The organism is Exiguobacterium sp. KJ 601 (assembly GCF_027161185.1).
GTDB lineage: Bacteria > Bacillota > Bacilli > Exiguobacteriales > Exiguobacteriaceae > Exiguobacterium > Exiguobacterium profundum.
The window spans coordinates 1,608,076-1,633,670 of the sequence record NZ_JADHZG010000001.1; the positions used below are offsets into that span (position 1 = coordinate 1,608,076).

Sequence of the window (25,595 nt, forward strand, 5' to 3'; positions counted from 1 at the left end):
ATCACTTCCGTTATTTTACCATGAAGTATGACATATGCCGAATCGAAAAAGAATCCGCCCGAAGGTGGATTCTTAAGAGGTGACGAGGTCACTCCAGGCACGAGGATTTTCTTGCCAGTCGCGAAGCGAATCGAGCTCCGAACGGTTTAGAACGCCCGTACTCTTTGCCACTTCAATCAATTCTGAGAACGTTGTCAACGATGTTGCCGTCAGATCTGCATCGCTTAGATTCTTCTGAAGAACCGGTAATCCGTACGAGAAGATGGCTTGAATCCCAATGACGTCACCACCCGCCTGACGAATCGCCTTCGCCGCATCGATACTCGACATCCCGGTCGACAATAAATCCTCGATGACGAGTACTCGAGCGCCTGCCTCGAGTTTTCCTTCAATTTGATTGCCTTTCCCATGCCCTTTTGCACTCGAACGGACATAAATAAATGGAAGCCCGAGTCGGTCAGCGAGCAATGCCCCGTGAGGGATACCTGCCGTGGCCGTCCCTGCGATCACATCGACATCGATCGGATTCACTGACTTCACCAATCCATCGACGATGACTTGACGCACTTTCGGATAACTGAGTGTTAGTCGATTGTCGCAGTAGATCGGACTCTTCAATCCGCTCGACCATGTATACGGCTCAGTCGGTGATAGTGTGACGGCTTCAATCTGTAAAAGTGACTCAGCGATTTGTTTCATTCATTTGTCCCCATTCCTTCATAAATTGGTCGTACATGGCCATCGGATCAGTCGCACGTGTAATCGGTCGACCGACGACGATTGAGTGAACACCCGCCAGTCTCGCTTCATGCGGCGTCGCGATACGGACTTGATCATCCTCGGTTGCACCGAGTCGGATGCCCGGCGTGACCGTCATGAACGTGTCCCCGAGTTTCTGATGAATCGCTTTCGCTTCCTGAACGGATGCGACCACTCCGTCAAGTCCCGCCTGTTTCGCAAGTGTCGCTTGTCTGAGAACGGCTAGATCGAGTCGTCCGGCAATCCCGAGCTCTGTCTGCATCATGCGCTCATCTGTCGACGTCAACTGTGTGACCCCAATCAATCGAGTCGTATCATTCTCTTGGCGTAACCCGTCTAACGCATAGCGCATCATCTTTTCGCCACCTAATGTGTGGACATTCGTCACAGCCACCCCGAGTTTTCCGATTTGTCGCATCGTACGGCGTGCCGTCTCCGGGATATCGTGTACTTTCACATCGAGAAAGACCGGATAACCCCCGTCGACCAATTCTTCGACAAAGTGTGCGCCTTCACGATAAAAGAGTTCCATCCCGACTTTAACAGCCGGTCGGTTTGAAAATCGTTTCAACAAATGAAACGCTTCGTCCCGCGTTTCCACGTCAAGGGCGAGATACAAGTTGCGCATAGGCCTTCCCCCTCACATCCAAAATATGTTCGATTCCGAGTGAATCAAGTCGTGCCGGTAACGCTTCGATGATTTCCTTACAGACGTATGGATTTTCAAAGTTCGCCGTCCCGACGGCAACAGCAGAAGCCCCCGCGTAAATAAACTCGAGCACATCGTCGACCGTCCGAACCCCGCCCATGGCGATGATGGGAATGTCGACCGCTTGTGCGACTTCATACACCATCCGGACCGCTACCGGTTTGATGGCTGGACCGGATAACCCACCGATTCGGTTCGCTAAAATCGGTCGACCTGTCTCGATATTGATTCGCATCCCTACGAGTGTGTTGATCATCGTCAAGCCGTCCGCCCCGGCTGCTTCGACGGCTCGCGCCATGTCGGTGATTGACGTGACGTTCGGAGACAGTTTGACATAGACCGGCTTACTTGAAGCCGCTTTGACGAGTTGTGTAAGTTCTGCGGCCATCACCGGGTCCGTCCCAAACTGCATGCCTCCACATTTCACGTTCGGACACGAGATGTTCAATTCAATGGCTTTAATCGTCGGGTCGGCACTGATTCGACGGGCGACTTCCACGTATTCATCTGGCGTCGAACCGGCAACGTTGGCGATGATTTCCGTGTCGAACGTCGAGAGAAATGGTAACTTTTCTTCGATGATCGCATCGACTCCCGGATTTTGAAGACCGATCGCGTTGAGCATGCCCTGTGCCGTCTCGGCGACACGTGGGGTCGGATTTCCGAATCTCGATTCCTCCGTCGCTGCTTTGATCATGATGCCTCCTAAGATGGAGAGGTCATACAGTTTCGCGAATTCCTCTCCAAATCCGAAACATCCGGAAGCCGGAATAATTGGGTTTTTTAAACGAAGACCTGGTAACTCGACATTCAATCTCATAACAGCACCTCTTCCGCATTGAATACCGGACCGTCACTACAGACTTTCACATAGCCCCCCGGTGCTTGACAGACACAGGCAAAACAAGCACCGATGCCACAACCCATCCGATTCTCGATTGAGAGATATCGTTCAGGAATGGGCGAAGTGGCAACTGCCTTTAACATCGCTTCCGGACCACAGCTGAACAACACATCGGCTTGGATGCGTGCGAGGGGGCCAGTGACGAAGCCAAGCTCCCCGTGAGTACCGTCTACTGTCGTGATGATCGTCTCACCAAGTTCACGAAAGGCTTCTTCATAAAAGACGCTTTCTTTTGAATCAAACCCGAGAATCGCAATCGTTTCAATCCCCATCTCATGGAGTCGGCGTCTGACGTAGTAAAGCGGTGGGACCCCAATCCCACCTCCGACCAGGACGACTCGCTTTCCATGTTGCGCCAGTGGAAAACCGTTCCCGAGCGGACCAAGGACGTCTAGCGTGTCCCCCACTCGTTTCCCTGCCAGCTCAGTTGTCCCATCCCCAATCACTTTGTATAAGAAGGTGATTTCGTCCCCCTCGACGTTCGCCACCGATAACGGCCGACGTAACAGACCGGACGTCTTGATGTGAAAGAACGTCCCAGGGGCGACCTCCACCCCAGGGCAACGTACTTTCATTTCCATCGTCGCTTTGGCGATTTGCCGGTTGCTGACAATCGTTACGTCATGTCTCATACCATCACCCCGAACGTTGTGAATGCCGGGATGCTGACCGTTTGGAACGATAGGCTTTCAATGACTTGTAACAAGGCTTCGACTGTATCGAGCGAGGTCAGGCAAAGCGTGCCCTGCTCGGCGGCCGTTCTTCGAATCAAGAACCCGTCTTTCGTGACGAGTGCATCGCGACTCGTCGTATTAATGATCAAGTCGACGTCTCCTCGCTCAATCACACTGAGCATCGTCTCACCGTCTTCTTGAATTTTCCCGACTCGACGAACACGCATCTGTTCCGCTTCGAGACAATCAGCCGTCCCACTCGTTGCCATGAGTCGGAAACCGAGGCGGTCGAAACGTTTCGCCAAGGCGATGGCCTCATCCTTGTCATGGTCGGCAATCGTCATGAGCACGTTCCCTTTCAAGGCGATGTTCATCCCTGCTGCGACAAGCCCTTTATAGAGTGCTTTTTCGAGCGTGCGATCTGTCGCCATGACCTCCCCTGTCGACTTCATCTCAGGTCCGAGCGAAGGGTCTACCTCTTTCAATTTCGCGAACGAGAAGACCGGTACTTTGACCGAAATACTGTCCGACTCAGGATGAATGCCTGTCCCAAGACCGAGTTCTTTCAAGCTCGTCCCAAGAATCGTTTGCGTAGCAATTCGTGCGACCGGTAACCCCGTCACTTTCGAGATGAATGGGACCGTCCGGCTCGCACGTGGGTTCACCTCGATGACATATAGGTCATCCGCATAGACGAACTGGATGTTGAGCAGACCTTTGATGCGAAACGCTTTCGCCAACTTGATTGTATAATCGACGACTTTTTGTTTCAGTTCTTCACTGAGTCGTTGCGGCGGATAGACGGCAATGGAATCGCCTGAGTGTACGCCGGCACGTTCGATATGCTCCATGATGCCTGGGATGTAGACGTCCGTCCCATCACAGATGGCATCGACTTCAATCTCAATCCCTGTCAAGTAGCGATCGATGAGAACCGGTCGATCTTTTGAGGCGATGACCGCATGTCGCATGTACCGTTCAAGCTCAGACTGTTCATATACGATTTCCATCGCTCGTCCACCGAGGACGTACGATGGTCGGACGAGTACCGGATAGCCGAGCTCATTCGCACAAGCGACGGCCTCTTCCACATTTGTCGCCGTCTTCCCAGGTGGTTGAGCCAATCGTTCTGCTGACAATGTGGCTTCGAACGCCTTTCGGTCTTCGGCACGGTCGATATCTTCGAGGGTCGTCCCAAGAATTTTCACGCCGTTCGCTTCTAGCGATGCCGCTAAGTTAATGGCAGTCTGTCCACCGAATTGGACGATGACACCTAGCGGGTTCTCGTTCTCGATGACCTCCAACACGTCTTCTGTCGTCAACGGCTCGAAGTACAACCGATCGGAGATGGAGAAGTCTGTCGAGACCGTTTCCGGGTTGTTGTTGATGATGATGGCTTCGTATCCTGCATCGCGAATCGTATCGATCGAGTGGACGGTCGCATAGTCGAACTCGACACCTTGTCCGATTCGAATCGGACCCGATCCGAGGACGAGGATGGACTCCCGGTCTGTCTTCACCGCTTCGTTCTCCACTTCATACGTCCCGTAGAAGTAAGGTGTCTCCGATGCGAACTCGGCTGCGCACGTATCGACCATCTTATAGACGGGACGAATGCTCCATTCTTTCCGTTTCGTGCGAACCGCTTTCGTATCCATCGACAGCATACGGGCGATTGCCACATCACTGAAACCTAGACGTTTCACATCCAGTAGACGTTCTGACGTCAACGGCTCCTTGATCAGTTGTTGCTCTGCCTGCCAGATCCGATTCAATTTCTGTAAGTAGAATCGATCGATTTTTGTCAGTTGGTGTAGCGTTTCTACCGTGTATCCGCGACGAAGGGCCTCAAAGACGATGAACAAACGCTCGTCTGTCGGATGAATGAGTCCATTCTCGAGCTGTTCTGTGTCTAGTGCTTGAAGTTGTGGAAGGTGGAGTTCTTCCATACCCAGTTCAAGCGAGCGAACCGCTTTTAGCAGAGCCTCTTCTAAATTCCGACCGATGGCCATGACCTCACCCGTTGCCTTCATTTGTGTGCCTAAGCGGCGATCCGCGGACTCAAACTTATCGAAGGCGAAGCGTGGGATTTTAGCGACGACGTAATCGAGCGCCGGTTCGAACGAGGCGTAGCTCGTCTCTGTGACCGGGTTTTTCAATTCTGATAGCTTGTAACCGACAGCGACTTTCGCAGCAAGCTTGGCAATCGGATAGCCTGTCGCTTTTGATGCGAGCGCCGAGCTCCGTGAAACACGTGGATTCACTTCGATGACATAGTACGTGAAACTGTCTGGGTCGAGTGCGAATTGGATGTTACACCCACCCTCAATACCGAGTGCCCGAATGATATCGAGCGAGACGCTGCGTAACATCTGATAATCCCGATCTGATAGCGTCTGCGTAGGGGCGAATACGATCGAGTCACCGGTGTGGACTCCAACCGGGTCAAAGTTTTCCATCGCACAGACGATGATGGCTTGGTCACTCGAGTCACGCATGACCTCGAACTCGACTTCTTTCATCCCGGCAATCGATTTTTCCAACAAGACTTGCGTAACAGGACTCGCCTTTAATCCAGATTCAACGATTTGCTCGAACGATTCCCGGTCATGGGCAATCCCGCCACCGGTTCCCCCGAGCGTGTACGCAGGTCGGATGATGATCGGGTACCCGATTCGTTCCGCAAATCCCCAAGCAGATTCGAGCGTATGGACGATCTCACTTTCAGGTACGCCGTGACCAAGTTCGAACATCAAGTTACGGAACTGTTCCCGGTCTTCCGCTTGAACGATCGCAGACAGTTTCGTCCCGAGTAGCTCCACGCCACAATCTCGCAAGACGCCCCGCTTGTCGAGTTCAAAAGCCAAGTTCAAACCGGTCTGCCCGCCAAGCGTGGCAAGGAGTGCATCCGGACGTTCCTGCCGGATGATTCGCTCGACGAATTCTGGTTCGAGCGGTTCGATATAGACACGGTCCGCCGTCGTCGGATCCGTCATGATGGTAGCCGGATTCGAGTTGACGAGGATGACTTCGTAGCCTTCTTCTTTCAAGGCAAGACATGCCTGTGTACCAGCATAATCAAACTCCGCTGCTTGTCCGATTACAATCGGTCCTGATCCGATTACGAGGATTTTCTGAATATCTGGTCGTTTTGGCATGTCAAATTCCCACTTTCTGTTTGTTTTCTTGTACGAGTTGCATGAATCGGTCAAATAAGTCGTTGGCGTCGAACGGTCCTGGTGCTGCCTCCGGATGATACTGTACCGAGAAGGTCGGGTGATGGAGATGTCTTACCCCTTCGATCGTTCCGTCATTGACCGCACGGTGTGTGACGATGAGCGGTGTATCGAGCAGTGACGTTTCCTCAACCGCATATCCATGGTTTTGAGAAGTGATGGTCACGGCACCAGTCTCAAGCTCGAGCACCGGATGATTCGCGCCACGATGTCCGAACGGAAGCTTGAATGTGTTTGCACCGTTTGCGAGAGCAATCAGCTGGTGACCGAGACAAATTCCGAACATCGGTGTCGTCGGCATCAGTTGCTCGATGAGCGGCAGTGCGGTCGGAACGTCTTTCGGATCTCCTGGTCCATTTGACAACATGATACCGTCCGGCTCATACCGTAATACGTCCTCTGCCGTCACATCGTGCGGGAAGACGATGACCTCACAATCTCGTTTCATCAACTCGCGCATGATTCCAAGTTTCGCCCCGAAGTCGATCAAAGCGATGCGAGGGCCGGTTCCCGTACTCACATAAGTCCGCTTCGTCGATACGCGTGCGACTTGATCGTTCGGCGATTCTTCATCAAAGCGGATCCGTACCTCGTCCCACGTCAACTCTCCATCGATGAGGACACCGCGCATGACCCCTTTCGCTCGTAAATGACGTGTCAACATCCGTGTATCGATATCCGAGAGCCCCGGAATGCCGAAGCGGGTGAGTGTCGCATCGAGTGTCGCCGTTGAACGGAAGTTCGAAGGCGTATCGCATACTTCTTTTACAATCAACGCTTTTGCCATCGGAATCGTCGTTTCAAAATCCTCACGATTGACGCCATAGTTCCCGATCAATGGGTTCGTCAATACAATCATTTGGTCGCAGTATGATGGATCCGATAAGATTTCTTGGTATCCTGTCATCCCTGTCTGGAAGACGACTTCCCCCATCGTATCAGCCGATGCCCCGAATCCTTTACCGACAAATTTCATTCCATCTTCAAGCCATAATGTTCGTTTCATCAAATCGCCCCTTATATACAATTTCGCCACCGACCATCGTCATGACCGGCCATCCAACAAGCTTTTTCCCTGCGAACGGTGTATTCTTTCCTTTTGAGTAAAATGTCGTAGGATCGACCGTGCGAGACGTTTCCGTATCGATGAGAATCAGGTCCGCATCCACCCCAACTTTCAATTCTCCTCTCGATAAACCGAATACGTCACTCGGACGTTTCGTCATCCAGTCGAGCAACTGATGCTCCTCCATGACGCCCGTTTTTACAAACGTCGTGTACAGAAGTGGAAAGGCAGTCTCGAAGCCGGTAATTCCAAACGGAGCCCGCTCTATCCCTTGTGCTTTTTCTTCTACTGTATGGGGGGCATGGTCCGTTGCGATCATATCGATCGTCCCGTCAAACAATCCCTCAAGGAGGGCCTGTCGATCATCCTCGCTTCGGAGCGGTGGGTTCATCTTGAAGTTTGCATCGAGCCCAGGGATATCGTCCTCGCTCAAGACGAGATGATGCGGCGTCACTTCTGCGGTCACGTGGATGCCGGCTCGTTTCGCATCCCGAATGACACGAACCGATTGGCGGGATGAGACGTGACAGACATGATAATGACACCCTGTCTCTTCAGCAATCAAAACGTCGCGAGCGATATGGATGCTCTCCGCAAGGCTCGGAATTCCTTGAATGCCATGCGCCTCACTGAATTTGCCCTCGTGGACCGATCCTGCCTTCAACGTATTATCCTCACAGTGGGCGACGACCGCTTTGTTCAATCGTTTCGCTTCACGCATGGCTTGTCGCATCATCGCCGCCGATTGGACACCGACACCATCATCCGTGAAGGCGAAGGCATCTGCGAGCGATTCCATGTCGACCTGTTCTTCACCGAGCTGTCGTTTCGTGATAGCGGCGTAAGGTAACACACGTACGACCGCATCTTGTTCGATTTTTTGAAGGAGGACGTCCATTGTTTCGCGATTGTCTGGAACCGGTCTCGTGTTCGGCATCGAGCAGATGGTCGTGAACCCGCCCGCCGCGGCAGCCATCGTTCCCGTCCGAATCGTCTCTTTCGCCTCGCCACCTGGTTCACGCAAGTGGACGTGGACATCGACGAGTCCTGGTGCGAGCAGATAACCTGTCGCATCGAGGATTTCTTGTCCCGCGGTCTTCCCTTTATAGTCGAGTGATTTTATCTTTCCGTCTTTCACTTGAATGGATGTCGTACGCTTCGTTCCCTTGTCATACCATGTCGCGTTTTGAAGTATCATTGTTGTCCTCCTAATGCTCGATTTAAGATGCTCATCCGGGCGTACACCCCATTCTTCATTTGTGGGAAGATGCGTGACCGTTCATGTTCGATCAGACTTCCAGCAATCTCTACATCCCGATTGACCGGAGCCGGGTGCATGATGATGGCGCCTGCTTTCATTCGCTCGACGCGTTCGACCGTCAAACCGAACTGTGTGTGATACGCTTCTTTCGAGAAGACGTCTCCCATGATATGGCGCTCGTGTTGTACACGGAGCAACATGATGACGTCACATTCGCCTAGGATGTCATCGAGTTCTTTTCGCTCTAGCCCCATCGAGTCATCCCACCAAGAGGCAGGACTACAACCGACCACGTTTGCTCCGAGGCGCTTCAAGACGCTTGCGTTCGAGCGGGCGACCCGACTATGGACGAGGTCACCACAGATGGCGACGTTCAATCCTTGGAACGTTCCGAACTCTTCAAAGATGGTGACGAGATCGAGCAATGATTGGGATGGATGTTCCCCGCTCCCGTCCCCTCCGTTCAACACCGGGATATTCAACTTCTCCACAAGTTCGTGATAATAGCCCGCTTCCGGATGTCGAATGACGAGCGCGTCCACGCCGATCGCTTCGAGCGTTTTACACGTATCGTAGAGCGTCTCCCCTTTCGTGACCGATGACGTCGTCACATCGAACGGAATCTCTTGCATGTTCAAGTGGCGCTCGGCCATTTGAAACGAATTTTTCGTACGCGTCGAGTTTTCAAAGAACAGGTTTGCGACCGTTTTCCCATCAAATAGTGGGGGGGTGTCACCTTGCTTGTAGCGCAATGATTCTTCAATCATGCCCATGATCTCCTCAAGGGAAAGTGTGTCCAAACTGACGAAGTGTTTGACCGGTTTCACGTTTGTTTGCATCGTATTCATGTTCGTCTCCTCCTTTTATTAGAGGCAAAGAGAAAAGGCGCCTCTTCACCGATGTGAAGGGACGCCTTTATCTGGGCAGGGTACACCCAAATAAACGAGCCTTCACTTTGCCGACCTCACGGGATCGAATTAAAAGTTACTTGCTTGTTTCGTTTCTTCAGTTGTGTTGACTTCGACTGCTGTATCGTCTTCTTCATGCGGTAAGATGGCGTTTAACAAAATACCGACGACCGTCGCAAGCGCCATGCCTTGTACCGGGAAGCTCCCGATTTGAACCATCGCACCACCGAGTCCGATGACGAGGATGACCGATGAGATGATCAAGTTGCGCTTTTCTGCCAAGTCGACTTTGCTCTCCACCATCGTCCGTAATCCGTTCGACGCGATGACACCGAACAAGAGGATCGAGATTCCACCTTTGACCGGGTTCGGGATGGTCGAGATGAACGCTTCAATGTGACCAAGGAATCCGAAGCTGATGGCCATGAGTGCTGCGCCGGCGATGACGTAGACACTGTAGACTCGTGTGATGGCCATGACGCCGTTGTTCTCACCGTAAGTCGTACATGGTGGTCCACCGAGTGCAGAGGCGACGGCTTTTCCCACTCCGTCTCCGAGTAGCGTACGATGGAGACCTGGATCTTTCATCGTTTCTCGTCCGATAATTTTTGACGTGACCATCTGATCTCCGATGTGCTCCGTCATCGTGACGAGTGCGACCGGAACGATGGCGAGAAGGGCACCGACTTGCCACATCGGCATGTAGTCGACGAACACCATCGTGAAGTCAGGAAGTTGGAACAGGCTGGCTTGTTGAATCGGCGAATAATCGATGATGCCGAATGCCGCTGCGACTGCATATCCTCCCACGATTCCAAAGAGGATTGGGACCGCTCCCCAAACACCTTTCAGTTTCGTCATGGCAAGCATCGTGATTCCAAGTGTAAGCAGGGCAATCGTCATGAACGTCCCGTTATAGGCACCATCTTGATTCATCGACATGTCAATGGCGACCGGTGCGAGCGAGAGTCCGATGACCATGATGACCGGTCCAACGACGACCGGTGGGAGCAGTCGGAGCAACCAGTTGACGCCTGTCTTATAGATGATCAAGGAGACGACACCGTACACAGACCCGGCGACGATTCCGCCGAAGAGTGCGGCTTCGACACCCCATTGCTGGCTGACCGCTATGATCGGGGCGATGTAGGCAAAACTTGAACCTAAGTATGTTGGGACTTTGAAGCGGGTAATCGCTAAGAATGAGAGCGTGGCCACACCGGAAGCGACGAGGGCGACCGATGTATTTAATCCTGTCAAAATCGGGACTAAAATCGTCGCTCCGAACATGGCGAAGACGTGTTGAAGGCTGAATAATAGCCATTGTGGAAAGTGAGCTGGACGCTCGTGGATGTGTAGAACAGGTTGTTTCATATTGAATTCTCCTTCCTGGCCTCTCTGGACCACCTTAAAGGTATGAGTTTATTGCTGATGGATCGTGACTTCATCCGCCGTGTCGACTTCACTGAGTCTCACAACGACTTGCTCGGACTTGGACGTCGGAACGTTCTTTCCGATAAAATCTGGTCGAATCGGGAGTTCCCGATGGCCTCGGTCAATCAAGACAGCAAGTTGGATGTAATCCGGACGACCATGGTCGACAAGCGCGTCCATTGCGGCACGAACTGTACGACCTGTGTAAAGGACATCATCGACGAGGACGACGGTCTTTCCATTGATATCATGGGGTAGTTCCGTCGCTTTGACTTCAGGGTCTAACGACTTCTTCGATAGATCGTCGCGATACAAGGTGATGTCGAGATTGCCGAGTGCGACCGGCTTGCCTTCAATCTCCTCGATTCGGCGAGCGAGTCGGTCAGCGAGCGTCTCACCTCTCGTCTTGATTCCGACGAGGACGACGTCATCGATTCCTTTGTTTCGCTCGATGATTTCGTGTGCGATTCGGGTCAAAGCACGACGGATTGCTGACTCATCTAAAATGACTGATTGTTTCACGTGATTCCTCCTTCCAAGCTTCACTAAAAAAGAAGACTCCCTCATCCGGCTGGAAAGGGAGTCTTCATCAAAAACGGCATACGAATGCCGGGGTTGAATTGACGTACATGTGACCGCGGTCACAATCCTTTCACAGCCTCTCTGGACTGGGTTTAAAGGTGTTATGCTTCCTAGACTATAAATCGGAACGTGACAGAAGTCAACGAGTTTTCTCGATTTTATCTAATTTTGCGAGTTCCGCATTAAAGTCTTCTGGTAATGGTGCCTCAAACTCCATCCATTCTTTCGTACGTGGATGGTGGAATCCGAGTGTTGCCGCATGGAGCGCTTGACCGCCCAAATCAATCGTGCGGCGTGGACCATATTTCGGGTCACCGGCGAGCGGATGACCGATATAACGCATATGAACGCGAATCTGATGCGTGCGTCCAGTCTCTAATTTACACTCCACGAGCGTGAAGTCTTTATAACGTTCGAGTAAACGGAAGTGCGTCACGGCTTCTTTTGCGTTCCGGTCCGTCACGGTCATTCGCTGACGATCATTCGTATCGCGACCAATCGGTGCTTCAATCGTTCCAAGTTCGTGGACGAGTTCGCCATGGACGAGCGCGATATACTCGCGTTTGATGGTCTTGTCCTTCAACTGGCTCGCCAGCGATTCATGGGCCAAGTCATTTTTGGCGACCATGAGAAGACCCGTCGTGTCCTTATCAATCCGATGGACGATTCCTGGACGTTTGACACCGTTGATACCCGAGAGGTCATCACAATGATAAAGTAGCGCATTGACGAGCGTCCCTGACGTGTGTCCAGCTGCAGGGTGAACGACCATCCCGCGTGCCTTGTTGACGACGATGACGTCCTCGTCTTCAAAGACGATCTCGAGCGGGATGTCTTCAGGCAACACTTCGAGTTCGACCGCTTCCGGCACGTTCACTTCCACTTCATCCCCCACTTGAAGCTTGTAGTTCGCTTTCACGGCACTACCGTTGACGAGGAGGGCTCCCGTCTTGATCCATTCCTGTACTTGAGAGCGTGACCATTCACCACGGTCACTGACCCACTTATCAATCCTTGCCTTTTCATCGGCGACAAAAGTATACGATTCCATTACGATTGTCCCCTTTCTTTGTGTAATTTTTCTTCAAATAAAATCCCGATGACCATCAAGATGACACCAAACGTGAGTGCCATATCAGCCACGTTAAAAATCGGGAAGTTGTATCCGAACGGATACGTATCGACAAAGTCGACGACTTCGCCACGGAACAAGCGATCAATAAAGTTACCGATGGCACCGGCCAACAGTAATCCGACACTATATCCGATGAGTTGATAGCCGTTCACCTCTTTGTGCAAGAAGTAAACGAGTCCGGCAACGACAAGTATGGTGATGATAAAGAAGAACGCCATCTGTCCTTCTAACATCCCCCAAGCCGCTCCTTTATTGCGGTAGGACGTCCAGTATAACAAGTTCGGGATGACTTCAATCGATTGACCAATTGTCATCGTTTGAACGACTACCCATTTTGTGAGTTGATCGATCAAAATCAAGATGAGCGCCAATCCATAATATCGTTTCATATGCGTCTCCTTTCAAGCCGTTAAGAAACCGGAGTGGGGACGCCACTCCGGTTCGTCTTAACCGATTACTGATGCACAGCGTGGGCAAAGCTCTGGATGCTCTTCGTTTTGTCCAAGCTCTGTCGAGTATGTCCAACAACGTGCACAAGCGGCTCCATCCGCTTTCATGACTGTGATTTTCGTCGTCGCATAATCGACGTCTGCCGTCTCAGCCCACTCCACTTGCGATACTTGAAGCAGTTGGCTGACATTGTCGATCGTGTTCAACAAGTCGGCAGTCTCTGCTTTTGGTGCGAGAATCAACTTCGCTTCGAGCGGTTTCCCGATCAACTTTTCTCCACGTGCGATTTCAATCGCTTTGAGGACGTCGTCGCGGAAGACGAGGAACTTCGACCACTTCTCGAGTAATGCCGTTTCGTCTCCTGTGAGCGCGCTCACTTCTTCTAAATCCGTCAAGAAGATGCTTGCTTCTGACTTTCCAGGCACTTCTTTCCATGCCTCATCGGCAGTGTGTGGAAGGATTGGAGCCAATAGTTTCGTCAAGAGGACGACGGCATCGTACATGACCGTCTGAACGGCACGACGACGGAGATCGTCTTCACGTTCGATATATAGGATATCTTTTGTGAAGTCGAGGTAGAACGATGACAACTCGTTGACACAGAAGTTATGAACGAGGTGATACACGGCCATAAAGTCAAACTCATCATATGCTTTGACAACTTTTGTCTGCAATTGTTTGAGCTTCGTCGCCATGAAGCGGTCCGCTTCCGGCATATCGTCGAATGCGACACGCATCGATGGCTCGAACCCGTTCAAGTTCCCGAGTAAGAAGCGAATCGTGTTACGCATCTTCCGGTAAACTTCTGACACCTGTTTGAAGTTATCGTGTGACGCACGTACGTCCGACTGGTAATCGACGGATGCGACCCAAAGGCGTACGATCTCTGCGCCATACTGCTTCACAAGATCGTTCGGTGCAATCGTGTTACCGAGCGATTTCGACATTTTGCGTCCGTCCCCATCGAGGACGAATCCGTGACTCAAGACATTCCGGTACGGTGCTTTCCCAGTCGTCGCAACGGCCGTCGAAAGTGACGAGTTGAACCAACCACGATATTGGTCCGATCCTTCAAGGTAAAGGTCAGCCGGACGACGAAGGTTTTCGCGTTCTTCTAATACACCAGCGTGTGAAGAACCTGAATCGAACCAGACGTCCATGATGTCGAGCTCTTTACGGAATTCACCGTTCGGACTGTTCGGGTGAGTGAACCCTGCAGGGAGAAGGTCTTTCGCTTCACGCTCATACCAAACGTTTGAACCGTGCTCACGGAATAAGTTGGCGATGTGGTCGATTGTCTCGTTCGTGATGATTTCCGTTCCATCTTCCGCATAGAAGATTGGGATTGGAACTCCCCAGGCACGCTGACGGCTGATGACCCAATCTCCACGGTCACGGACCATGTTGTAGAGACGTGTCATTCCCCATTCAGGGACCCAGTTCACTTCCTCGATCTCACGGAGCATGTCTTCACGGAAATCTTTGATGGACGCGAACCATTGTGGTGTCGCACGGAAGATGACCGGCTTCTTCGTACGCCAGTCATGCGGGTACGAGTGTTTGATGAACTTCAAGTTGAGCAAGTAGCCGTTCTCTTCAAGCTTCATACCAATTTGTTTGTTCGCATCTTCGTAGAAGAGACCTTCGAAACCAGGGGCTTCGTCTGTCATATAGCCACGGTCATCCACCGGGCAAAGGACGTCTAATCCGTAAGCCTGTCCGACACGATAGTCGTCTTCCCCGTGTCCAGGTGCTGTGTGTACGAGTCCAGTCGCATCCGCAGTGACGTGGTCGCCAAGGATGACGAGTGACGTCCGGTCATACAATGGATGTTGGGCCGTCATGTACTCGAAGTCACGTCCGTTCCAAGACCCACTCACTGTGTAATCCGTCCATCCGAGCGCTGCCGTCACTTCTTCAACGAGCGTTTCTGCGACGATATAGCCTTTTCCTTCATGTTCGATACGCGTGTAAGTCAACTCATCACTTACCGCGATTCCAAGGTTCGCCGGGATTGTCCAAGGCGTCGTCGTCCAGATGACGAAGTGATCGTCTGACGTCAACGTATCTTTACCGTCCACGACACGGAACGCCACGTAGATAGCCGGTGATTTTTTATCGTAATATTCAATCTCTGCTTCCGCGAGTGCCGACTCGGAAGATGGTGACCAGTAAACCGGTTTTTTCCCTTTGTAGATATAACCCTTCTCAGCCATCGACCCGAACAAACGAATCTGTGCCGCTTCGTATTCAGGAAGGAGCGTGATGTATGGGTTCTCAAAGTCTGCGAGAAGACCGAGACGTTTGAATTGTTCGCGTTGCAAGTTCACTTGCTCCATCGCATACTCTGCACACTTTTCACGGAATTCCGCGACTGTCATTTCCTTACGATTGACGCCTGCTTTTTGAAGGGCGTTCTCGATTGGAAGACCGTGCGTGTCCCATCCTGGAATCATTGGAGACTGATAGCCGTTCATCCCTTTGAAACGAACGATGATGTCTTTCAATACTTTGTTCATCGCGTGTCCCATGTGGATGTCACCGTTCGCATATGGAGGTCCATCATGTAAGATATATTGTGGTTTCCCAGCATTTTTTTCTTGTACCTTGTTGTAAAGGTCCATATCTTCCCATTCTGTTTGCATCGCTGGCTCGCGCTTTGGTAAATTCCCACGCATCGCGAATTCTGTGTTTGGCATTAATAGCGTGTCTTTGTAGTTCATCGAAACTCCTCCATCAACATTTTTTAGAAAACAAAAAAAACCAACCCATCCCTGATAGGGACGAGTTGGTTGACTCGCGGTACCACCCTACTAGTCTCATCATCATGAGACCGCTCTCGGTAACCGATAACGAGGTCAGGCGGTCACGCTTACTTCAGTTCAGCGTGACGACTCATAGGGGATACCGATTCAAGTCTTTCTCCTAGGCTCTCACCGTCCCTAAGTCGCTTCGTAGGTATGACTCGATCGACGCGTCCTACTCAACGTGTTGATCATTTATCCGTGTTGTTCTTCATTACGTGTGACTTCGTCGTCATTATACGCAAGTTCTGTTCTATCGTCAAGAACCGTCTGCACAGGCGGTTCCCCGACAATTGTTTCCCATTCCGTACTGTTGAGAAGTTCCATTTGCGCATCGACGAGGACGCGGAAGCGTGTCCGATACAACTCTACTTTCTTGAGCATTTGAACGACTTCTCGTTCAGCAAGTTGCTCTTTGCGCGCCGCTTCCTCTTCACGAGCGAACGCTTCACGTTCCGCTTGTTTCAAGATGAGACTCGCTTCTTTTTGAGCATTGTTCTTCACTTCTTCCGCCGCTTCCTGCGCGACGATAATCGATTTGTTCAACGTATCTTCCATCGAGGAGAAGTAGTCAATGCGGGCTTGCATATCGTTGACAAGTTCTTCATACCGTCGATTCTCACGAATCAATAGTTCAAACTCTTTAATGATTTGATCTAAAAATTCATTGACCTCATCGATGTCGTACCCACGAAAACGGGAAGAGAATTCTTTATTATGAATATCAATCGGTGTCAACGCCATTCGACTTTCCTCCTAATTTCAACGTATGGTGCCATACTGGATTTTAATTTTTTCACGTTTGGTCGATCCGAGAATCTCCATCAATTTGATGCGACCATATCCACGGACGGATAGTAGATCATCCGGTTCAAGGATGAAGCTCGCGTCTTCAATGACTTTATGATTCACTTTACAGTCGCCATGTTTGACGAGCGCCTGCGCTTTTTGCCGAGAGATGTTAAGCACCTCGCTTGCGACCGTATCAAATCGTAAGGAAGAGACGATGCCGACCCCTTCGATCCATTCGGTCGCAGGGACGACAAGAACCTCGTCTTTTGGCACGGAAGAAATGCGAACTCTCGCTTTTCCGACACGTTCAAGATTCATTTCAATGAACCCGACCGCTTCACGCGTCGTCGCAAATTGTACAATCTCATCGTCAAGAACGACATCTCCGAACTTTTGACGTTTCAGTCCAGCGTTCAGCAATGTTCCTGTCACTTGTCGATGCGTCAAGTCCACGAATTTTGTTGGGTACTCGATTCGACGGATCTCAATCTCAAAATCATCTGGATTGAGTTCATAGTAATCCGGCGCTAAAATCAGACGACGTCGTTCCGCGCCTTCAAATCCGCCATCATCATGAATGACAAGTTGTTTCCCGACGAGTTGTTTGACGATTTGCTGTTCACGTGGATCTAGAAAATCCGTCAATTTCAACACATAGCTATTCTCCACTTGTTGTACCCAGTCGAGCACTTGTTCAACGAACGCGCGTTCACTTGGTCGATAATGGTCATAGACGCTCATACGTCACCCAAAGATCGCAGCGATTCCGGCTTGGGCCATACGAAGCACGAACAGCGCAACGATTGGGGAGATATCAAGCATACCACCAATCGGTGGGATGATCCGGCGAAACGGCGCCAAGAACGGTTCACACAAAAACGATAAGATTTGACCAAATTTAGATTCGCGTGCGTTCGGGAACCATGATAATAAAATATAGCCGATGAGGACCCAACTATAGATACCAAGTAGATCGCTCAACGTGTTGCCTAAGGCAGGGATTACGTTTTCCATTCAGTTACCACCCTTTACTGTGAAGTTCATCCTCCGATATCAAGTTTGAGATTGAACCAGTCAATTCGACGTTGTTCGGAGTACACAGAATCGTGTTATGTCCAATCGAAGTCATCGATCCCTCAAGGGCGTATACGACACCTGAGAGGAAGTTGACGACTTGACGCGATTGCTCTTTTGACATGCGCTGAAGGTTGACGATGACAGCACGGTTTTCTTTCAAATGATCGCTAATGTCTTGCGCCTCAGCGAACACACGCGGCTCAGCCAATACGACTTTTGAACGGTCTTTCTTTTTCGTATTTAATGCCACGAGATTATTCGCTGATTTTGGACGATCATCCTGTCTGACGACAGATGTTTCGGTTGTAGAAGGAGCTGCTGCATTTGCCACAGTATACTCTTCTTCTTCATATGTGCTGTTCGGATCTTCTTCGAGTCCAAAGAAATCTTTCATTTTGTTTTTGATTGACATAACGGATTCCTCCTTAAGATATATTATTGCACAAGTACGGTACCAATACGAACAAACGATGCGCCTTCTTCAATCGCGATTGGATAATCGTTTGACATCCCCATCGACAGCTCCGTGCATGGTGCGTGTTCATACGCATTTGCCTTCACTTCATCACGTAGATGACGGAGACGGCGGAACGTTTCACGAAGTGTTGACTCTTCTTCAGTGAATGGTGCCATCGTCATCAACCCGATGATTCGAATATGAGGATACTGTTTACAGTTCTCGATGAAGGGCACGACTTCCTCTATTTCGAGACCATGTTTTGAATCTTCTCCTGACGTGTTCACTTGAACGAAACAATCGATCGTTCGGCTCGCGCGCTTGTCAATCTCCGTTGCGAGAGACAAGCGGTCGAGCGAATGAATTGCCGCGACGTAATCAATGATTTGTCTCACTTTGCGTGTCTGTAACGTACCGATAAAATGAAATCTTGCATCCTTCGGCATCCCTTCAACCTTCTCGAGTAAAGAATCTGGACGGTTTTCTCCGAAATCACGAATCCCTTCTTCATAAAGGGCATTCGCCACATCGACACCGACCGATTTCGTGACTGCGATGAGTGTCGGTTCTACTTCTCGAACATGTGATGCCATGATGGATTGAACTTTTTTAACATTATCTGAAATACTCACGATTTCCGCTCCTTGACAATGACTGCCGCAAACCGACGTTTCGTCTCTCCATCTCGATAGGAGAAAAACGGGCTGTCCGCGCCAGTCGTTAAATTCGATTGCATGACCTCAGTGTCATGTTCTTTTGCCAATACTTCATTGACGGTTTGGAGGGACAAGAGCGCGTGCTCACCCGACTCGTTTCGCACTGACCGTTCATATGCAATCGGCGAAACATCCCGGACGGCCTGGAGAACACGACCATCGACCTCATAGTCACTTCCTGAGATGGAGGGACCGACGAGCATGTCTACATCGGTCGCCTCGATTCCTTGCTCAGCAAACGCCTGCATCATGGTCTTAACGATGTTTCCGACCGTTCCCTTCCACCCGGCATGAGCGATGCCGATGACCCCATGATCTTTCGCACAGAAGAAGAGCGGTACACAATCAGCAAAGACGAGGGCTAACGGTAACGCGTCTTCGGTTGTGAGAAGCCCATCTGTTTTCGGAATCGCCTCTTCATATCGGAATGCCCCCTTACCTTTGTCCGACGAATCGACGACTTGGACAGTCGTACCATGTACTTGATCCGCCCACACGGAGTCCTCTAACGAGAGCCCGGCTTGTTGAAAGAACTGTTGACGATTTTCGACGACTCGGTCAATTTCATCGCCCACATGTAATCCGACGTTTCCCGCATTGTGTCCGTCCGTTCGTGTCGTCGCGTAAGCATGATAACGGTTTGTTTCGGTTTCCCAAGTATGTAGCAGTTGCATCGGTCTCTCCTTTTAGAAAAAGGGATGCCGAGTACCGGCACCCCTAGTTGTTTAGTTACGGCGTTGTCTCACAAACGCAGGGATGTTGATCGTCTCGTCTGGGACGTCTCCTCCATACACTGGGCGATGGAAGTTCCCTTCGTCTTGTTGAGCCGCTTCATTTGCTTTTGGTTGGGGTTCCTTGTTCTCAACCTCAGGCTGTTTTTTCGGCTGCTGAAGGAACGGGTTCGTTCCTTGTGCTTCTTCAGCGAATTCAGTTGCGATCACGGTAACGATGATTTCATCGTTCAAGTTTTCGTTGATGACCGAACCGAAGATCAAGTTCACTTCTTCATCAGCCGCACTTTGAACGATTTGAGCCGCCTCCGTCACTTCAAACAAGCTAAGGCTAAGTCCACCAGTGATGTTCATCAAGACACCTTTCGCTCCTTCGATTGAAGATTCGAGAAGTGGTGACGAAATTGCTTTCTTCGCTGCTTCAACGGCACGGTTTTCACCTGTCGCGACACCGACACCCATAAGGGCAGACCCTTTCTCCGTCATGATCGTTTTCACGTCCGCGAAGTCGAGGTTAATGAGACCAGGGATGGCGATCAAGTCTGTGATTCCCTGTACACCTTGACGAAGGACGTTATCCGCTTCACGGAACGCTTCGATCATCGGTGTGTTGCGTTCCACGATTTCAAGAAGCTTATCGTTCGGAATCACAATGAGGGTATCTACTTTTTCTTTGAACGCTTGAATACCGTGCTGTGCGTGTTGCATACGTTTCCGTCCTTCAAACATGAACGGTTTTGTCACGACACCGACCGTGAGTGCGCCGATTTCTTTTGAAATCTCGGCGATGACCGGAGCAGCACCTGTTCCCGTTCCGCCACCCATTCCAGCTGTGACGAATACCATATCTGCACCGTCAAGTGCTTCAATCAACTGTTCACGGCTTTCTTCAGCCGCCTTTTTACCGATATCCGGGTTCGCACCTGCACCGAGACCGCGTGTCAATTTTGCACCAAGTTGAAGCTTCACGTCGGCTTTCGACATGTTCAACGCTTGTGCATCCGTGTTGACTGCGATGAACTCGACTCCTTGTACCCCATGTTCAATCATGCGGTTAACGGCGTTTGACCCGCCGCCACCGACTCCAATTACTTTAATTTTTGCTACGGCGTCAATCGCCTCATCAAAGTACATCATTCAGGTATCCCCCTACGTATTTTCCAAGTTGTATTACATCGTCAGCTTAAACGCCAAATAATTTTTCCATCAAACGACTAAATCCTTTTTTCGACTCTTGATCGCTCTCGTATTCGTTCTCTCCTACATGAATATCGGTCGCTTCCGGCTTCGTGTGAAGTGTTTCCTGGCGAACTTCCGGTTTTTCAAGTTGAGATTTCGAAACGTGATGATCACTCATCAAGACATATTTCAATACACCGACGGCTGTCGCGTATTTTGGATGTCTGACACCAATCGACGACGGTTGATACAATCTCGTCTTTTGGCCCATAATGCGAGTCGCCAACTCCTGAATACCCGGTAGAGCAGCTGCCCCACCGCAAAGTAAGTATCCGCCATTCAGCATCGGAACACCTACTTTTTGAACCTTATTCAACATTAGGGTAAACATTTCCTCTATTCTCGCTTCTAAAACGTAGCTAATTTCTGACTGTGGTTCGAACGCCACTTCCCCATTGATGTTCGTGTAGGAGAAACCTTCTGTCTCATCAGCCATTTCTTCAAGAGCGAGACCATATTCTTCTTTCGCCACTTTGGCGTCTTGATATTTACAATTGAGTTTATAGACCAAGTCTCTTGTCATATGATCTCCGCCGACCGGGAGGATATATGAGTAGACGAGATCTCCCCGATAAAATACGGAAACCGTCGTCTTTTCATGTCCGACATCGACGAGCCCGATTCCTAAATCGATTTCATCTACAGAAGCTGCACTCATGCCGAGTGCAAGGTTTCCTAGAATAAAACCTTCGAGTTGTAATCCAGCCCGTTCAATCGAACGACGAATACTATGTAAAATGGTCTTCGACCCGGTCACCATTTTCCCATGCATCTCAAGTCGATAGCCTAACATACCCCGTGGATCGACAACACCTGTTTGTTGATCAACCGTGAACGAAGATGGGATCACATCGATGACACTCATCTCGTCCGGTAATCGCATTACTTGTGCCGAGTTGATGACTTCCATCACGTCTGCGTCGGTAATTTCTTGATCTTCCCGCTTCACAGATGCAATTCCGTGACATGGGGCAATTTGGATATGCTCTCCTTCGATGGCAACGTATACAGATCGAATTTGATCACCTAGCGATGTCTCAGCATGCTCAACGGCCTGTTTGATCGCTTGGACTGTTTTATCGATGTCTACGACAGCGCCACGTTTTACACCCGCAGACGGTGCACACCCTTCTGCCAAAATATTAAGCGTTCCGCCGAGCAATTCACCGACGACGAGCTTAATCTCTGACGTTCCAATATCTAATGCGGCCACATAACCATTCGCTTCCAAAAGGGAAACACCTCCGCTCTATAATTTTCCTGTTCCAATTGCCTGACACGTATACAGATATCCAAAAAAATTGTTGGTTTCGACAAGATATCTCACGTCTAAGTTTACAACAAATAAGATAGTGAGAAAAGGTAGAATACTACAATTTAAGCGGTTTCGCGTTATCAATTCGTTTACAAACGACAAAAAAACAGCCCTTATGTGTCTAAGGACTGTAATATAACTGATTATTCATTCGTTTTCTCGTATGGAATAAAGTAAAACCCACCATCCATGACGACGGTCCCACGCTCACCTTTCGGGATGTTTTCATAAATTTCTCCATACTTCGATACGGTCTCACTTAACTTCAACGTAGGTGTGAGTAACGTATTGCCGTCGTTCATAAATATCTCGTATCGCGTCGGCTCATCTTTTCGTTTTGATAAAATCACTTCTGACATACGAGCCCGAGTCGCATCATCCACCCGTTCGAGTTCACTTGCAATCTTTTCAAGTTCTGCTTCCGTGTTGAACTCTCGCAAGAGCGGTCCGTCCTTTAGCTTTTGCGGATCGGTGATGGCTCCGGTCGGATGGAGTGAACCGTCGGCTAACACGACGACATCTCCTTTTTCGGCTTTCGCATAAGCAATCATTTTCTCTTCTGTCACAGAGATATGAACCTTGTTATACCAAGAACGATCGATCTCTACCCGTTTGATACCAGGCAACTTTTCCATCTGTTCACTCATCTTGTTTGGGGAAAGACTGACAAACTTCGTCGATGAATCGAGCTCCATATCCTGAAACACGTACGTTTCTTCTAACCAGTATAGACCCGATACCTTCACTTCTTTCACGTTCGACATCGAAGTCTGCATGTAGACCACGAGTAAGATGAGAATTCCAAACAGTGAGAGTACAGAGAACATCCGACGGTTCGCTTTTTTACGCCGTTGTTTTTTCATGTATGGAATACGGTCTTCGAGACTGCGTACCGTTTGTTGGCTTGGTTCCATCGGGTTCTACTCCTTTATTGAATGACTTCTTCTACCAGGTCGGCCAATGCATCTGACGCGTTCGGGAAACCGAGCGCACGCGATGCGTTCGCCATCTCTTCACGCTGTTCGAGTGCTTGACGAATCGTCTCAACGAGCGAAACACCCGTCAACGCTTCTTCTTTGACAAGGAGGGCCGCCCCGTTCTCGACGAGGGCCGAAGCATTTTTCGTTTGATGGTCAGCTGTCACGTACGGACTTGGGACCAAAATGCTCGGTAAGCCAAGTGCGGTCAATTCTGAAATCGTTGAAGCGCCAGCTCGTGAGATGACGAGTGACGTACAAGCGAGTAGAGATGGCATATCGTACACGTACGGATGAATGTGTACATTGTCAGAGGATGGTGCCTGTTTCGACACCGCATCGAAATGCACTTTCCCTGTGACGTAAAGGACGTTGATCGGCAATTCTGAGAGCGCTGGGATTGCTTCCACGACCGCTCGGTTGATGGCCTCGGCTCCGCGGCTTCCACCATAAACCAAGACAATCGGACGGTCATCTAAACGATACTGTTCGCGGATAGACGCCTCATCGACTTCCGTCTGCAATACTTCGCTACCACGCGGGTTTCCAATCAAGCGAACGTTCGCGCCCGGAAAATGGACATCCGATCCTTTGAACGAGAGGGCGACCCGATCGGCTTTCTTCGATAAGAATTTGTTTGTTAATCCCGGGATACTGTTTTGTTCATGCAGAATCGTGGGGATCCGAAGCTGTTGTGCCGTATAAACGACGGGACCGGATACGAAACCACCCGTGCCAATCACGACGTCCGGTTTAAACGCTGCCATGTCTTTCTTCAATGCCCGAACGGCTTTCAAAAACCAGTAGGCGGTCTTCAGATTCTCGAGTGAAAGCGAACGCTTCAGACCTGCGATTTGAATCGACTTGAACGGGACACCGGCTCGCGGTACGAGATCGGCTTCTAATCCATTCTCCGTTCCAATGTATTGTACCTGTAAATCCGGGTGACGTTTTTGTAGCGTTTCAATCAATGCGAGTGCCGGATAAATATGACCACCGGTACCACCACCAGAAATCATGATTTTCATCGGTTCGCCTCCTCATATGAACGGACGAGTTGAACGAACTGCTCGCCTCGTTCTTCAAACGTTTTAAATTGATCCCAGCTAGCACAGGCGGGTGAGAGTAAGATGACGTCTCCCGTCTCGGATTTCTCAAACGCGAGCGGAACGGCGTCTGCCAACGTCTCGACCGTGAAAGAAGGAATCTGTTGAGACTCGCCGAGCTCTTTAAATCGTTCAGCCGTCTCACCATACGCGACGACAGTTTTTACTTTTGAGAGAGCAGAGGCGAGCGAAGATAAGTCTGCACCGCGTTCGAGACCACCACAAAGCCAAACGATTGGGGCATCAAACCCCCGTAACGCCGCTTCCGCTGCTACGTTGTTCGTCGCTTTCGAATCATTGTAAACAGCACGTCCAAGCACATCACCGAGACTCTCGGTCCGATGCGCGACGCCACCGAAGTTTCGTAACACACGTTCGATATGCGTACGTGGAATAGCAAATGGTTCCACTAAGAGTAGTGCAGCCAATACATTTTCCACGTTGTGCGCCCCACCTAGTGCCAACTCATTTACTTGCATGATTTTTTCACCACGAACTGTGACCCATCCATCGACGACAGAAGCGTCACCTCGGTCAAAGCTGAACGTAGTTGGTTCAATCTCTCCCGGGACGCGTTTCATCACTTCCGGATCCGTCACTTTCACGACGATTTGGTCTGCATTCGTCATTTGACGGAACAGGTTTCCTTTTGCATCCGCATACGCATCAAAATCCCCATGATAGTCCAGATGGGCTTCCGATAGATTAAGTAGTGCCGCCGAGCGGGGATGGAATGACTCAATCCCCATCAATTGAAAACTCGACAATTCAATCACAATCAAATCGCCCATCTTCGCCTGAGATGCCACTTCAATCGCCGGGAATCCAATGTTTCCCGCAAGATGCACCGGACGTTCCCCACCTTTGAGCAATTCATAGACGAGTGTCGTGGTCGTCGTTTTCCCATTTGAGCCGGTGATGGCAACAAATTCCGCCTCCGTTGCCAAATAAGCAAGTTCCACTTCGGTATAGATTGGGATGTTTCGAGACATCGCTTCTTGAAGCAATGGAATCTGATACGGGATGCCTGGATTTTTGACAATCAACTCTGTCTCATTCAACAGAGCGAGGGGATGTTCGTTAAATACCGATTGAATCCCAAGCGCCTGAATTTTTTCCTGTTCGTCTTCCGGAGGGATATTCCCCGTATTGATCGTCACATCTGCTCCTGCATGATGCAGATATGTCGCCGCTGCAATGCCGCTCTTCGCAGCACCGAGGACAAGAACTTTTTTACCGTGCCATTGCTTTTCCATCTGTCTC

24 protein-coding genes are annotated in these 25,595 nt (G+C 50.3%); all 24 read right to left on the reverse strand.

The window, feature by feature from the left end; genetic code table 11:
- Positions 1 to 72 precede the first annotated feature (72 nt).
- Entirely contained in the window at positions 73 to 699 is a 627-nt protein-coding gene (gene pyrE, locus IRJ25_RS08270; RefSeq protein WP_269318080.1) for an orotate phosphoribosyltransferase, read from the reverse strand.
- Positions 683 to 1,387, reverse strand: coding sequence for an orotidine-5'-phosphate decarboxylase (gene pyrF, locus IRJ25_RS08275; protein WP_269318081.1), 705 nt, complete (start codon positions 1,385 to 1,387; stop codon positions 683 to 685). Before pyrF ends, pyrE begins: the two co-directional genes overlap by 17 nt.
- Entirely contained in the window at positions 1,362 to 2,288 is a 927-nt protein-coding gene (locus IRJ25_RS08280) for a dihydroorotate dehydrogenase (RefSeq protein WP_269318082.1), read from the reverse strand. Before IRJ25_RS08280 ends, pyrF begins: the two co-directional genes overlap by 26 nt.
- Entirely contained in the window at positions 2,285 to 3,004 is a 720-nt protein-coding gene (locus IRJ25_RS08285; RefSeq protein ID WP_264092386.1) for a dihydroorotate dehydrogenase electron transfer subunit, read from the reverse strand. Before IRJ25_RS08285 ends, IRJ25_RS08280 begins: the two co-directional genes overlap by 4 nt.
- Positions 3,001 to 6,204 (reverse strand): carbamoyl-phosphate synthase large subunit, encoded by a 3,204-nt coding sequence (gene carB, locus IRJ25_RS08290; RefSeq protein WP_269318083.1) that lies wholly within the window; start codon positions 6,202 to 6,204, stop codon positions 3,001 to 3,003. The genes IRJ25_RS08285 and carB overlap by 4 nt, the downstream gene beginning before the upstream one ends.
- Before the next feature lies 1 nt (position 6,205).
- Positions 6,206 to 7,288 (reverse strand): carbamoyl phosphate synthase small subunit, encoded by a 1,083-nt coding sequence (locus IRJ25_RS08295; protein ID WP_269318084.1) that lies wholly within the window; start codon positions 7,286 to 7,288, stop codon positions 6,206 to 6,208.
- The gene (locus IRJ25_RS08300) at positions 7,266 to 8,546 is read right to left on the reverse strand and encodes a dihydroorotase (protein WP_269318085.1); all 1,281 of its coding nucleotides are present in this window, start codon (positions 8,544 to 8,546) and stop codon (positions 7,266 to 7,268) included. The genes IRJ25_RS08295 and IRJ25_RS08300 overlap by 23 nt, the downstream gene beginning before the upstream one ends.
- On the reverse strand, positions 8,543 to 9,457 hold the full coding sequence (locus IRJ25_RS08305; protein ID WP_269318086.1) for an aspartate carbamoyltransferase catalytic subunit: 915 nt from the start codon (positions 9,455 to 9,457) through the stop codon (positions 8,543 to 8,545). Before IRJ25_RS08305 ends, IRJ25_RS08300 begins: the two co-directional genes overlap by 4 nt.
- 129 nt (positions 9,458 to 9,586) lie before the next feature.
- Entirely contained in the window at positions 9,587 to 10,891 is a 1,305-nt protein-coding gene (locus IRJ25_RS08310) for a uracil-xanthine permease family protein (RefSeq protein WP_015881324.1), read from the reverse strand.
- A 48-nt stretch (positions 10,892 to 10,939) separates the two neighbouring features.
- The gene (gene pyrR / locus IRJ25_RS08315; RefSeq protein ID WP_015881323.1) at positions 10,940 to 11,473 is read right to left on the reverse strand and encodes a bifunctional pyr operon transcriptional regulator/uracil phosphoribosyltransferase PyrR; all 534 of its coding nucleotides are present in this window, start codon (positions 11,471 to 11,473) and stop codon (positions 10,940 to 10,942) included.
- 199 nt (positions 11,474 to 11,672) lie between these two features.
- Positions 11,673 to 12,584 carry an RluA family pseudouridine synthase gene (locus tag IRJ25_RS08320; RefSeq protein ID WP_015881322.1) on the reverse strand — a complete coding sequence of 304 codons (912 nt, stop codon included), beginning with the start codon at positions 12,582 to 12,584 and terminating at the stop codon, positions 11,673 to 11,675.
- A complete protein-coding gene (gene lspA / locus IRJ25_RS08325) occupies positions 12,584 to 13,057 on the reverse strand; it encodes a signal peptidase II (protein WP_214684520.1) in 474 nt (157 codons plus the stop codon). The genes IRJ25_RS08320 and lspA overlap by 1 nt, the downstream gene beginning before the upstream one ends.
- Before the next feature lie 57 nt (positions 13,058 to 13,114).
- Positions 13,115 to 15,841: an isoleucine--tRNA ligase gene (gene ileS / locus IRJ25_RS08330; protein ID WP_269318087.1), complete on the reverse strand. Its 2,727-nt coding sequence runs from the start codon at positions 15,839 to 15,841 to the stop codon at positions 13,115 to 13,117.
- Between the two features lie 276 nt (positions 15,842 to 16,117).
- Complete coding sequence (locus IRJ25_RS08335) at positions 16,118 to 16,666, reverse strand: DivIVA domain-containing protein (protein ID WP_074037318.1); 549 nt, start codon at positions 16,664 to 16,666, stop codon at positions 16,118 to 16,120.
- Between the two features lie 18 nt (positions 16,667 to 16,684).
- Positions 16,685 to 17,455: a YlmH family RNA-binding protein gene (locus IRJ25_RS08340; RefSeq protein ID WP_269318088.1), complete on the reverse strand. Its 771-nt coding sequence runs from the start codon at positions 17,453 to 17,455 to the stop codon at positions 16,685 to 16,687.
- Positions 17,456 to 17,458: 3 nt separating this feature from the next.
- Positions 17,459 to 17,728, reverse strand: a complete 270-nt coding sequence (locus IRJ25_RS08345; RefSeq protein ID WP_015881317.1) for a YggT family protein — start codon at positions 17,726 to 17,728, stop codon at positions 17,459 to 17,461.
- A gap of 4 nt (positions 17,729 to 17,732) precedes the next feature.
- Positions 17,733 to 18,203, reverse strand: a complete 471-nt coding sequence (locus IRJ25_RS08350; protein WP_078146655.1) for a cell division protein SepF — start codon at positions 18,201 to 18,203, stop codon at positions 17,733 to 17,735.
- 23 nt (positions 18,204 to 18,226) lie between these two features.
- Positions 18,227 to 18,880 carry a YggS family pyridoxal phosphate-dependent enzyme gene (locus IRJ25_RS08355; RefSeq protein WP_269318089.1) on the reverse strand — a complete coding sequence of 218 codons (654 nt, stop codon included), beginning with the start codon at positions 18,878 to 18,880 and terminating at the stop codon, positions 18,227 to 18,229.
- Positions 18,877 to 19,638, reverse strand: a complete 762-nt coding sequence (gene pgeF / locus IRJ25_RS08360; protein WP_159562057.1) for a peptidoglycan editing factor PgeF — start codon at positions 19,636 to 19,638, stop codon at positions 18,877 to 18,879. The genes IRJ25_RS08355 and pgeF overlap by 4 nt, the downstream gene beginning before the upstream one ends.
- A 51-nt stretch (positions 19,639 to 19,689) precedes the next feature.
- On the reverse strand, positions 19,690 to 20,832 hold the full coding sequence (gene ftsZ, locus IRJ25_RS08365) for a cell division protein FtsZ (protein WP_015881313.1): 1,143 nt from the start codon (positions 20,830 to 20,832) through the stop codon (positions 19,690 to 19,692).
- 46 nt (positions 20,833 to 20,878) lie between these two features.
- A complete protein-coding gene (gene ftsA / locus IRJ25_RS08370; protein ID WP_214691084.1) occupies positions 20,879 to 22,165 on the reverse strand; it encodes a cell division protein FtsA in 1,287 nt (428 codons plus the stop codon).
- Positions 22,166 to 22,392: 227 nt separating this feature from the next.
- On the reverse strand, positions 22,393 to 23,163 hold the full coding sequence (locus tag IRJ25_RS08375) for a cell division protein FtsQ/DivIB (protein ID WP_269318090.1): 771 nt from the start codon (positions 23,161 to 23,163) through the stop codon (positions 22,393 to 22,395).
- Positions 23,164 to 23,177: 14 nt separating this feature from the next.
- Entirely contained in the window at positions 23,178 to 24,254 is a 1,077-nt protein-coding gene (gene murG / locus IRJ25_RS08380; protein ID WP_159562054.1) for an undecaprenyldiphospho-muramoylpentapeptide beta-N-acetylglucosaminyltransferase, read from the reverse strand.
- Entirely contained in the window at positions 24,251 to 25,588 is a 1,338-nt protein-coding gene (murD, locus tag IRJ25_RS08385) for a UDP-N-acetylmuramoyl-L-alanine--D-glutamate ligase (protein ID WP_269318091.1), read from the reverse strand. Before murD ends, murG begins: the two co-directional genes overlap by 4 nt.
- Positions 25,589 to 25,595: the final 7 nt, after the last annotated feature.

Excerpts from the sequence above, each read along its gene's own strand:
- IRJ25_RS08350 (WP_078146655.1), bottom strand. The coding sequence starts at position 18,203 with ATGTCAATCAAAAACAAAATGAAAGATTTCTTTGGACTCGAAGAAGAT.
- IRJ25_RS08280 (WP_269318082.1), bottom strand. The coding sequence starts at position 2,288 with ATGAGATTGAATGTCGAGTTACCAGGTCTTCGTTTAAAAAACCCAATT.
- IRJ25_RS08305 (WP_269318086.1), bottom strand. The coding sequence starts at position 9,457 with ATGAATACGATGCAAACAAACGTGAAACCGGTCAAACACTTCGTCAGT.
- carB (WP_269318083.1), bottom strand. The coding sequence starts at position 6,204 with ATGCCAAAACGACCAGATATTCAGAAAATCCTCGTAATCGGATCAGGA.
- IRJ25_RS08320 (WP_015881322.1), bottom strand. The coding sequence starts at position 12,584 with ATGGAATCGTATACTTTTGTCGCCGATGAAAAGGCAAGGATTGATAAG.
- IRJ25_RS08375 (WP_269318090.1), bottom strand. The coding sequence starts at position 23,163 with ATGGAACCAAGCCAACAAACGGTACGCAGTCTCGAAGACCGTATTCCA.
- IRJ25_RS08345 (WP_015881317.1), bottom strand. The coding sequence starts at position 17,728 with ATGGAAAACGTAATCCCTGCCTTAGGCAACACGTTGAGCGATCTACTT.
- IRJ25_RS08335 (WP_074037318.1), bottom strand. The coding sequence starts at position 16,666 with ATGGCGTTGACACCGATTGATATTCATAATAAAGAATTCTCTTCCCGT.
- IRJ25_RS08295 (WP_269318084.1), bottom strand. The coding sequence starts at position 7,288 with ATGAAACGAACATTATGGCTTGAAGATGGAATGAAATTTGTCGGTAAA.
- pgeF (WP_159562057.1), bottom strand. The coding sequence starts at position 19,638 with ATGCAACTGCTACATACTTGGGAAACCGAAACAAACCGTTATCATGCT.
- lspA (WP_214684520.1), bottom strand. The coding sequence starts at position 13,057 with ATGAAACGATATTATGGATTGGCGCTCATCTTGATTTTGATCGATCAA.
- murG (WP_159562054.1), bottom strand. The coding sequence starts at position 24,254 with ATGAAAATCATGATTTCTGGTGGTGGTACCGGTGGTCATATTTATCCG.
- ileS (WP_269318087.1), bottom strand. The coding sequence starts at position 15,841 with ATGAACTACAAAGACACGCTATTAATGCCAAACACAGAATTCGCGATG.
- pyrE (WP_269318080.1), bottom strand. The coding sequence starts at position 699 with ATGAAACAAATCGCTGAGTCACTTTTACAGATTGAAGCCGTCACACTA.
- IRJ25_RS08340 (WP_269318088.1), bottom strand. The coding sequence starts at position 17,455 with ATGAGCGTCTATGACCATTATCGACCAAGTGAACGCGCGTTCGTTGAA.
- murD (WP_269318091.1), bottom strand. The coding sequence starts at position 25,588 with ATGGAAAAGCAATGGCACGGTAAAAAAGTTCTTGTCCTCGGTGCTGCG.
- pyrF (WP_269318081.1), bottom strand. The coding sequence starts at position 1,387 with ATGCGCAACTTGTATCTCGCCCTTGACGTGGAAACGCGGGACGAAGCG.
- IRJ25_RS08310 (WP_015881324.1), bottom strand. The coding sequence starts at position 10,891 with ATGAAACAACCTGTTCTACACATCCACGAGCGTCCAGCTCACTTTCCA.
- IRJ25_RS08285 (WP_264092386.1), bottom strand. The coding sequence starts at position 3,004 with ATGAGACATGACGTAACGATTGTCAGCAACCGGCAAATCGCCAAAGCG.
- ftsZ (WP_015881313.1), bottom strand. The coding sequence starts at position 20,832 with ATGATGTACTTTGATGAGGCGATTGACGCCGTAGCAAAAATTAAAGTA.
- IRJ25_RS08300 (WP_269318085.1), bottom strand. The coding sequence starts at position 8,546 with ATGATACTTCAAAACGCGACATGGTATGACAAGGGAACGAAGCGTACG.